At 52.2% G+C, this 7,260-nt stretch carries 5 protein-coding genes; all 5 read left to right on the top strand.

What is annotated here, in order from left to right; translation table 11 throughout:
• The first annotated feature begins 94 nt into the window (after positions 1–94).
• The 5 genes from AC0QH1_RS22575 to AC0QH1_RS22555 all read left to right on the top strand — a co-directional run bounded on the left by AC0QH1_RS22575 (position 95) and on the right by AC0QH1_RS22555 (position 7,210).
• On the top strand, positions 95–229 hold the full coding sequence (locus AC0QH1_RS22575; protein ID WP_324633606.1) for a hypothetical protein: 135 nt from the start codon (positions 95–97) through the stop codon (positions 227–229).
• A gap of 188 nt (positions 230–417) precedes the next feature.
• A complete protein-coding gene (locus tag AC0QH1_RS22570) occupies positions 418–1,611 on the top strand; it encodes a response regulator (RefSeq protein ID WP_324633605.1) in 1,194 nt (397 codons plus the stop codon).
• A 79-nt stretch (positions 1,612–1,690) separates the two neighbouring features.
• A complete protein-coding gene (locus AC0QH1_RS22565; RefSeq protein WP_324633603.1) occupies positions 1,691–2,209 on the top strand; it encodes a chemotaxis protein CheW in 519 nt (172 codons plus the stop codon).
• An 11-nt stretch (positions 2,210–2,220) separates the two neighbouring features.
• Positions 2,221–4,962: a hybrid sensor histidine kinase/response regulator gene (locus AC0QH1_RS22560; protein WP_324633602.1), complete on the top strand. Its 2,742-nt coding sequence runs from the start codon at positions 2,221–2,223 to the stop codon at positions 4,960–4,962.
• A gap of 580 nt (positions 4,963–5,542) precedes the next feature.
• On the top strand, positions 5,543–7,210 hold the full coding sequence (locus AC0QH1_RS22555) for an alkaline phosphatase family protein (protein WP_324633601.1): 1,668 nt from the start codon (positions 5,543–5,545) through the stop codon (positions 7,208–7,210).
• The last annotated feature ends 50 nt before the right edge of the window (positions 7,211–7,260 follow it).

The raw sequence follows: 7,260 nt of genomic DNA, 5'->3' as shown, positions 1-7,260 counted from the left end.
AGGGGCTTGGTAAGACTTTATTTTCCCAAGCTCACCTGACCAGAAGACCAGACTTATCTAAGTTTGGTAGCCATGAACCATCGTTGATGCCCCGATGCAAATTGCGATCGCTGCCTTGCACCGGGTGGGCAAGGGGCGTAAATTCAGCCAAATGGCGGAAGCCCTAACACCGAAGCCTCGTTTATTATTAACCTATCGCAATCCAGTGATAAATCCCGAAATGACGTAAATTTAGATACAACATCCTGGAGATTATCCCTTATATTTAACCTGGTAAATCCAGATCGAATTAGCCTCAATTGTTAAGATAAAATGATAAATCAAGGCTTTTAATTTCCCAAGTAACCCACAGTCAAAAACAGCCAATCCGAAATCAGTTCAAACATTTACCGAACCGGACAACAGAGAGGAATAAAGATGATTGCCACGAAAACAAAATCTTCTACCCGAGACACTGCACGCCCTGCATCCCCTCCGCGTATTGCATCGCCAACAAAAGCCCTACAACAAATCGTCAACAAGCAACTTTCCGGACGCCTCACCGTTCGCGATCCCCAAGACCACTCGGTGTATTGGCGAGTGTATTTTGGCAAGGGTAAGGTGCATTTTGCCAGTAGTGTAATGGGACAGCAAGAACGCCTACAGTATCATTTATCCAGGTTGCATCCCCAACTCGAGTCCTTATCCCGCGAGGCGTTTAAAAGCGATTATCAAGTCATTTGTCACTACTGGAAAACCAAACAAATCTCCCTGCAAGAGGCGCGCAAGCTGTTATTTACCCTCACCCAAGAAGCGTTAGTCCAATTGGTGAACTTGCCGCAAGCCGAACTGCAATTCGAGAAATTGGTGGGACTCGATCCGATTTTGCTTTCCGTTCCTTTGAAGCAGACCATTTTGCCCATGCGCGGATTTATTGGCAAATGGGGAAAACTCAGACCAGAAATTGCCTCGCCGTTTCAAAGACTTTTTGTAAAAAATCTAGAGCCAATACCCAAACTGCTGTGGCAAAATGTGAAGGATATTGAATTTATCAAAGCCCTGGTGAAAGTGCTGCAGCAAAATCCCTGCCTGTATGAAGCGGCCCACCAGTTAAAAACCGATACCCTTTCCCTGGCAACTTTACTGCAGCCGTTGGTGCGAGAAGGTGCGGTGGGGGTGAATCCTTACAAGCAGACTCAAAATCCAAAAAACGGGCCGATTATTGCCTGCATTGATGATAGTAAAACCACCCAACGGCAAATTAAGGCGATTTTAGAAACGATGGGGTATCGGTATTTAGGCTTAACCGATCCGGCGAAAGCGCTGACCACGTTAGCCAGAAATAAACCGGCGTTGGTGCTGATGGATATTAATATGCCGCAAATCAACGGGTACGAGCTTTGTCGGATGCTGAAACAATCGAGTATGCTAGAAACGGTGCCGATTGTGATGCTAACGGGACGAGATGGTTTAATCGATAAAATGCGATCGCGCATGGTAGGTGCAAACGATTACGTCACCAAACCTTTTGATGCGGCGCAACTGTTAACCATTATCGAGGCGCAGTTAACCGCCAAACCCAAAGAAACCCGCGAACCAATGGTCTCGCCCAAGTTGGCATATAGCTATTAATCGGGAGCGCAGGGAGAATGAAGAAGGAAAGAGTTTCGCAATTCTCAATTCTGAATTCTCAATCGAGGGAGAAGAGAGAATGCAGCAGGAGTACGCGCATTTGGAACTGAGCGCCACCGTAAATTTAGCAGTGCCGATGGAATATGTGGAAGAGACGATCGCCATTGCTTGGGCAGAGATTTGTCCGATTCCGGGAGTTCCCGATGGGGTATTGGGCGTCATCGATCGCGGGGGAAAGCTGCTGTGGGTGGTAGAATTAGCGGATTTTCTCAGCGATATCTTGGGACTTTCCGCGATTGCGCGCAGTCATGGGGATGAATTAACCGTGGGAATTCTTTGCAATTCACCCAGAGAGGAGAAGCGCCAGGGGGACGATCGCCCGCCATTGGTGCGCCAAGTAGGGATAGCGATCGGGGCATTCCGAGGCACCTTGTCAGTGAACCCGGATGAATTTCAACCCATTCCGCCCCAGTGGGCACCGGCGATCGCCTCCCTTATCTCCCAAGTCGCATGGGTGAACCCCCCCAACTCACCCCGGATGTTCCCCCTCGGAGTGCTGGATATCCCCGCGTTTTTCCACGCTTTAAACCCGCAATAGCATAACCTAACATGACTGCTTACAACCCGGTTCTCGATCCCGATCGCTTAGCATCCATCGCCGAAGATGCTCGCCATTGCTTCGTTTATGAAGAAGCACCCGAGTGTTTGCTCGCCCTCGAGCAAGGGATCGCCCAGATCCGAGAACAGGAGGGAAACAGCCATAACCCCTCGGCGGAATATGCCGAAACCATCCGCGCCGCCCACTCCCTGAAAGGCGGGGCGGGGATGGCGGGATTGCTCGAGGTCAGTCATCTAGCGCACAAACTGGAAGAATTACTCATCGCCCTGCAACAAGGGCGGGTAGGCAATTTGTCCGCCGCCCACGAATTGCTCTCCCTCAGTGCCGATCTGATTAGCGATCTGATTTTAAATGCGTTAAATAATCAGGAACCTTCCCCAACCGCGCGCCAGAGATTAGATAACTTTATCCAGAGTTTAGAGCGATTCGTGGAAGACTTGCCCGCGCCGCGCCCGGAGGAGAGTGAAGGCACACAAGCGCGCCAGCAAAACCTCGGATCCGAGTCCGACGCCTGTGGCGAACCCCTGAATCCGTTTGTCAAAACTGCCTTAGAGGTAGATTTAGAGGACTGCCTGCAAAGGTTAGAGCGATCGCTGCATCTTTATAACGACAATAAAATACCACAAGATGCGCCGTTACGCAAGAGTTTCACCCTATTTTTAGAAGAATGCCAGTTACTCGGACAAACCCTGAACTTAAACCGCTTAAATCAACGGGCCAGGGAATTCGCCGCCCGAGTCACCACCAAGAACACCTCAGTAGAAGAAGTAGCACAGCAGGCGATCGCCGAGATCCGACAACTGAAAACCGAACTGCTAACCCCGAAACCGAAACCCACCCCCGCCACCGCCCCAGGGTCGCAGAAATCCGAAGCGACAACCCCCGACTCGAAACCGAGATCTGCTGCGATTCCGGAGCGATTTTTAAAATATATCATCCTCAACCCGCAAGCGGCGGGGAATCCGGCGAATTTGAACCTGCGGGTGCCGGCGTGGAGAGTGAATCGGATGAGCAACACCGTGGGGGAATTGCTGATAAAATCCGAGCGACTGGCATTTTATCAACAGCAGCTCGATCGCGCCAGTCAGAGTCTGGAGAATCGCATCGAACAGCTAATGGCGATCGCCCCTAACGGCGATCGGGCCAATACCCGGGACTCCTTCCCGGAACTCACCGTCCGCGTAGCAGAAACCCGCACCGATGTCAAGTTAATTTCCCGGGAATTTAACGCCCTGTTAGGGCAATTGCACGCTTCCCTCGAACAGCTCAACCAGGACCTTACCGACTCGCGACTGGTACCCTTTGGGGAAATCGCCCAACGGTTTGCCGCCCCCTTGCAAACCCTACAACAACAGTATCACAAACAAGTCGAATTAGTAGTGCGCGGGAATGATACCCTGGTCGATCGGGCGATTTTGGAACAATTACAAACCCCCCTCACCCATTTATTCCGCAATGCCTTCGATCACGGTATCGAGTTACCGGTGGAACGAAAAGTGCAAGGCAAATCGGAGGTGGCGAAAATTATTTTATCCGCCACGGTGGAAGGGTCGCAACTGACGATCGCCATTGCTGATAATGGGCGCGGGATCGATCCGCAGAAAGTGTACGATCGCGCCTTGGAACGCAACCTAATTTCCTCAGACACGCCGGAATTCAGCCAACTGAGTACCGGCGAAATCTTCCAATTTTTGTTCGCCCCCGGGTTTTCCACCGCCACCAAAGTCACCGATTTATCCGGGCGCGGGGTAGGATTGGATATCGTACAGCACGCTTGTGCGCGACTGCGCGGCACCTTGGAGGTGGAAAGCGAAGTGGGGGGCGGCACAAAATTTACCCTTCGCATTCCCCTGACGCCGAGTCGGGTATCGGCGTATCTGTGCCAGTGTCAGCAGCGCATTTTGGCCGTTGAAACCCAGCAGGTGCGCGCTTGCATCTCCCTCTCGCCGACACAGGTATCGGCGGGGAAGGTGGAGTGGGAAAAGCACGCTCTGCCGTTGTTTTCCCTGTCGGGGTTGCTGCCCTACGGACGCTACAATCGGGATGACGCAGAGGGGAACGTTGTGCCGAGGGAGGCGTTGGTGGTGGAGGGGAAACATCGCACTGTGGCGATCGCAGTAGATGCAATCTTGGAGCAACGTCAGGTGGTTCTCAAACCCCTGGAAATGACCGTGAGCGCACCGCCCTACGTGGCGGGTTGTACGGTGTTGGGAAGCGGAGCGGTGGTGCCGATTTTGGCGTTGCAACATTTGGAGGAGATTCTTCCTCCGGAGGAAACCCCCGCGCCGATCGCACAAGTGCCCGCACGAGCGCAGGTGTTGGTGGTGGATGATTCGATCGCCGTGCGTCGATCGCTGGAAAAATTGCTGTCTCAGGCGGGGTTTGCGGTGGTTCTCTGTCGCGACGGTAGGGAGGCGTTGGCACAATTGCAGCGATCGCACTCCCGCTTCGATCTGGTACTCTCGGATCTGGAAATGCCCAATTTGGACGGGTTTGGGTTGCTCGAGTGCATTCGCGATCGCCCGCAGTGGCGCGAGATTGCGATCGCCATGCTGACCTCCCGCGCTACGCCACAACACTTACACCGGGCAAGGTGTTTGGGCGCAACCGCCTATTTGACCAAACCGTTTCAGGGCGATCGCTTAGTGCAAGCGATCGCGGCAATTCTCGCCCGGGGCGATTCCAATTCCCCACCCTTGCCAATTCCGGGCGATCGCTTGCAGGTCGCTTAAGCACATATTGCGCGCCCACTCCCCGGCGAAAACTCCCGCTGTGGACAGAGGCGATCCCCAGAAATTTCACTCTCTAGATATATGACAGATACCCTGCTGCCCGGGAAAGATGCCCGTCAGGAACGATAACCTTTGGCGATCGCGTTTCAATTCCGTCTTTAGATATATGACGCGGACTTCCCTATGGCTTTAGTATAACGATAGAAAGCTTTGCAAGGAGAAAAATAATCCCTAACTTTAGCAGACTTCCCCAACCAATTGCCTTTTTTTACTCTTTAAAACCCTCCACCGTCAAGAGGCGATCGCTCTGCCTTCAGGGATGGGTAAAGGGAATAAATAACTGAGGGATTGATGAAGCTTGTCAGGCGAAGCGAGCGACTAACTCGTGACCAACTAGAACGGGTTATCGCGCCAAACTAACACCTATGGCATAGCTCAAAAAAACGCAATTTTTCTCTAAATAAAACTCAAGTAAAATCGAGCAAAGCCAATCATTTTAACCCCCATAAAACTGTCACTCAAAAATCTGGCAATTGGTGACATGGGGTATCTGTATTTTTTTGTAAACCAAGGAGAAACTATGACACATCCTGTGATTGCAATTGGACTGGATGCTGCCGACCCGAAAATCATCGAAGAATGGATGTCCCAAGGACATTTGAAAAACCTGCGTCGCTTGCGCGATGAGGGAGCTTACGGAAGGCTGAGAACCTTTGATTACTATCGCGCCGAAACCCCTTGGACTACATTTCTGACCGGGCGATCGCCGCAGGAAACGGGCTATTGGGCACCGTTAAAACTGAAAGAAGGCACCTACGAGGTGGAGAACGTCCAATCCCACGATTTTGCCGAACATCAACCATTTTATGCCTTGGGGGATGACTATCGCGTGGCGGTTTTTGACATGCCGCAAGCGCCTTTGGCTTCCGGAGTAAATGGCGTCCAAGCATTAGCCTGGGGGGCGCATTCTCCGCAAACGCCGACTCATTCCAAGCCGGAATTTTTCCTGCAAGAAACCATCGAAAAGCATGGGGAACATCCTACATTGCTGAAAGATTTTGCCTGCGTGATGGATGTGAAAGCGCTCGAAGAGCTAAAGGAAAATATGAAGGTGGGAATCGCGCGTCGGGGCGAAATTTGCAAGGATTTGCTCGAGGGAGAAGATTGGGATTTCTTCTTGACGATTTTTGGCGAAACCCACAGCGCCGGACATGTATTTTGGCATTTGAGTCAGCCCAATCATCCGCTTTATCCCTTGTTTGCCGATCGCGGATCGGGGGATCCGATGCTAGAAACCTTTGAAGCGATCGATGAGGCGATCGGGGAAATTGTCTCGGAAGCGCCGGAAAACGCGCGCGTGGCGGTGTTTGCGGCGCATGGGATGGATTTTAACAACATGGATCTACCCAGCATGGTATTTCTCCCGGAGTTTATGTTCCGCTTGAACTTCCCGGGCAAATACGGACTCGCGCGCGCTAACGTGAATGAACCCCCCGGTCCGCCAGTGACGAAAGGACGCGCAAAGCGCGGTTGGATGGGAACGGTATGGAGTATGAAGCACGAGCAAAATCCGGTTAAAGGCTTTTTGCGCCGACAGCTTCCCCGCAAGGTGTTTGAAGTCATCGAACCGATATTCGGCACTTCGGAAGAAATGGAGCTTGTTTCGCCCTTTGAGATGCGGGAAAACTCCAATCCGCTATACTACCAGAGTGCGGCGTGGTATCAGCCGTTTTGGCCGCAGATGAAAGCGTTTGCCCTGCCGAGTTTTTCTGAAGGATATATCCGGATAAACCTGAAGGGACGCGAACCCCACGGCATTGTCGATCCCGCAGACTATCACGCCGTCTGTGACGAGACGATCGCCAAACTCTCGCAAATGGTGGATGCGCGCACCGGCGAACCGATGGTGAAGGATATCATCCGTACCCGGGAAAACCCCACCGACTCGGATCCGAAGCTTCCCGATGCCGATTTGGTGGTCATCTGGCAAGATAAATCGGCCACAGATGTGGTGGAGAGTCCCGATATCGGACGCATCGGCCCGGTTCCGTTTAACCGCACCGGTTCTCACCGTTCGGATGGGTTTATGGTGGCGAAAGGGCCGGGAATCGAAGCGGATTCGACAATTCCAGCCGGTCATTCGTTGGATTTAGCCCCCACGATGTTACATTTATTAGATGCCCCGATCCCGCCGGATTTTGAAGGTCAACCGATGCTGAAAATTCAAACTTCGGCGGTGGTGGGATAAGGTAAAATAGCGCAACATCAGCTTACCCTCATCTTTACCAAGTTCGCTGC

This window comes from Phormidium sp. CCY1219, from assembly GCF_055795085.1.
This window is presented reverse-complemented; position numbering and strand designations above follow the sequence as displayed.